At 41.2% G+C, this 2,735-nt stretch carries 2 protein-coding genes and 1 pseudogene; all 3 read left to right on the top strand.

The window, feature by feature from the left end; translation table 11 throughout:
* The first annotated feature begins 442 nt into the window (after positions 1 to 442).
* A complete protein-coding gene (gene hrcA / locus AC1F2U_RS34525) occupies positions 443 to 1,549 on the top strand; it encodes a heat-inducible transcriptional repressor HrcA (RefSeq protein ID WP_480265239.1) in 1,107 nt (368 codons plus the stop codon).
* Between the two features lie 102 nt (positions 1,550 to 1,651).
* Positions 1,652 to 2,326 carry a DUF2834 domain-containing protein gene (locus AC1F2U_RS34520; protein WP_480265238.1) on the top strand — a complete coding sequence of 225 codons (675 nt, stop codon included), beginning with the start codon at positions 1,652 to 1,654 and terminating at the stop codon, positions 2,324 to 2,326.
* Between the two features lie 198 nt (positions 2,327 to 2,524).
* Positions 2,525 to 2,735 (top strand): annotated as a pseudogene (locus AC1F2U_RS34515) (photosystem II q(b) protein); the annotation flags it as partial.

Genomic DNA, 2,735 nt, shown 5'->3' with positions numbered 1-2,735 from the left:
CAAGGTTACAGACCAAGAGCTTGATACTATCGCAATCGAACGAAATTCTTTTCATGGTGAGTGGAACTATATTATCAAACCCAAAGTAGTCAGTTAATTGTTCAAGTTATTTTTACATAACTCCTAAATTACAGTTCGGTACTAAATCCTGAAGAAAATACGTATCTAATAATACTGTTGCAAGCGGAAATTTATGCAAAAGTACGGTTAGAAAAAAGTATCGTAAGGGTACATTATAACTAGCAGCTTTTGCAAAAAAATTGAGCTACTAGTTCAACCATAATCTGAAAAAATGCTTTGTACATAAACTTTAAAAATACTTATCATAATATAGTTATATAATTTGATACTTTAATAAATTATTAATATTTTCTGTTTTCGATTAAATCCACAAATTTCTTGAGAGTTTGATTAAAATTTGCCTTCAGCAAAACATACCATAATGGAAGTTCAGTTAACAAATCGACAACAGCATATACTTTGGGCAACGGTACGTCACTACATTGCTACGGCAGAGCCAGTTGGTTCAAAGGCTTTGGTTGAGGAGTACGACCTGGGTGTAAGCTCGGCGACAATTCGCAATGTGATGGGTGTTTTAGAAAAGTCTGGATTGCTCTACCAACCACACGCTTCTGCTGGACGTGTACCATCAGATTCAGGCTATCGCATTTATGTTGACCAGCTAATTCCTTCTCTGCGAGATACTACGCGAACAGAAACTTTAGGGCGAGAAGTAGAGGTGGCATTGCAAAAGCAGCTACAGTGGCAAGATCGAAGTTTAGAAACCCTACTGCAAGGAGCCGCGCAGATTTTAGCAACATTGAGTGGTTGCATTAGCTTGATCGCTATGCCGCAAACGACTACAGCACTATTGCGACATCTGCAATTAGTGCAAATTGAGGCTGGGCGGATTATGCTGATTGTGGTGACTGATGGTTATGAGACACATTCCAAATTGATGGATTTGTCGCCAACACCAGAAGAAACACAACGGGATTCAGAGGTAATCGATCGGGAGTTGCAGATTGTTTCTAACTTTTTGAATAGTCACTTACGGGGGCGAAGTCTGTTGGAATTAGGCCACCTCAACTGGAGCGAACTAGATCAAGAATTCCAACGCTATGGGGAATTTTTGAAAAACTCAGTTGCCGAATTGGCTCGTCGCACTCTTGCACCGACTGCAACCCAAATTATGGTTCGGGGTGTGTCAGAAGTTTTGCGCCAGCCAGAATTTTCCCAGTTACAGCAAGTACAAACAATTATCCACCTGCTGGAAGAAGAACAAGATCAACTGTGGCGATTAATATTTGAACAACCAGAACCAGAGGATGGTGGAAAACCAAAAGTAACGGTTCGTATTGGCGCAGAAAATCCATTAGAACCGATACGCACCTGCACCTTGATTTCTTCTAACTATCGCCGAGGTTCGATACCCGTAGGAAGTGTGGGAGTTTTGGGACCAACGCGCCTAGATTATGAAAGTGCGATCGCAGTAGTAGCATCTGCTGCTGATTATCTGTCAGAAGCTTTCAGCTATTTCAATCCTTAATTAGCGATTAATCTTATCAGGTCTAGACAAGTGAATAATACCATAGCAAGCAGATAGCCGGATTTGTAACGGCAAAATCAATAATTAATACTACTTAAATTCATGCTTAGAAAAATTGCCTTTGGTCTACTGTGGCTGGGATTTGTTGTCTATGCTTTTTTCCTTGCGCCTCCTGAGCAACCTGGTACATTCGAGTTAATTAAAAACCTTTCTATTGGGCAGTGGGAAGGCATTAACCCCTTAGTCATAGCACTATTCAACCTCATGGGCATCTGGCCTCTTATTTACAGTGCAGTAGTCTTTATTGATGGTAGAGGACAAAAAATACCTGCTTGGCTGTTTGCTACTGTCTCTTTCGGAGTTGGTGCTTTTGCTTTGTTGCCGTACTTAGCTTTTAGAGAACCAAATAATCAGTTTGTCGGTAAAAAGAATATCTTGCTCAAATTACTAGATTCTCGTGTGACTGGTTTTGTATTGACAGTAGCCACGGTTGTTCTAGTCACCTACGGTTTAAGAGGTGGAGATTGGGGCAGTTTTGTGCAAGAGTGGCAAACTAACCGCTTCATCCATGTCATGAGTTTAGATTTTTGCTTACTCTCCCTATTATTTCCCACATTGCTGGGGGATGATATGGCGCGTCGCGGTTGGAAAAATCCCCAGTTGTTCTGGTTAATAGCGTTGATACCGCTATTTGGACCATTGGTTTATTTATCTGTGCGTCCATCTTTACAAGAGGTAGGTATAGAGTCCATATTCAAGCAGCCAGCAACGAATTGAAGAATAAAGTGCATTGTTCACAATCCACTATTTGAAGTCCCCGCTTTTTCAAAGGTTTGGGGATTTTCTGTGGGTGCGTAAATCCCAAGAGAAAGTTTTTTCTGAAAGTACTTTACAAAACGCAATAAATTCCTTAAGATGTGTAACAGGTAGTCAAACCTACCTAATTCATCTGCAAATAATCGCATTTATAAAACAATGACAACAACCTTACAACAGCGCTCAAGCGCCAATGTATGGGATCGATTCTGCGAATGGATCACCAGCACCAATAACCGGATCTACATCGGTTGGTTCGGCGTAGTAATGATTCCAACTCTACTAGCCGCAACCGCTTGCTTCGTAATCGCCTTCATCGCTGCTCCTCCAGTAGACATCGATGGTATCCGCGAACCAGTAGCAGGTTCTT

The organism is Nostoc sp. LEGE 12454 (assembly GCF_056620565.1).
The sequence above is the reverse complement of the archived record's forward strand: the minus strand, read 5'-3'. Positions and strand labels throughout refer to the sequence as shown.

Bases quoted from the DNA above. Each gene is read 5' to 3' on its own strand.
- AC1F2U_RS34520 (WP_480265238.1), top strand. From the start codon at position 1,652: ATGCTTAGAAAAATTGCCTTTGGTCTACTGTGGCTGGGATTTGTTGTC.
- hrcA (WP_480265239.1), top strand. From the start codon at position 443: ATGGAAGTTCAGTTAACAAATCGACAACAGCATATACTTTGGGCAACG.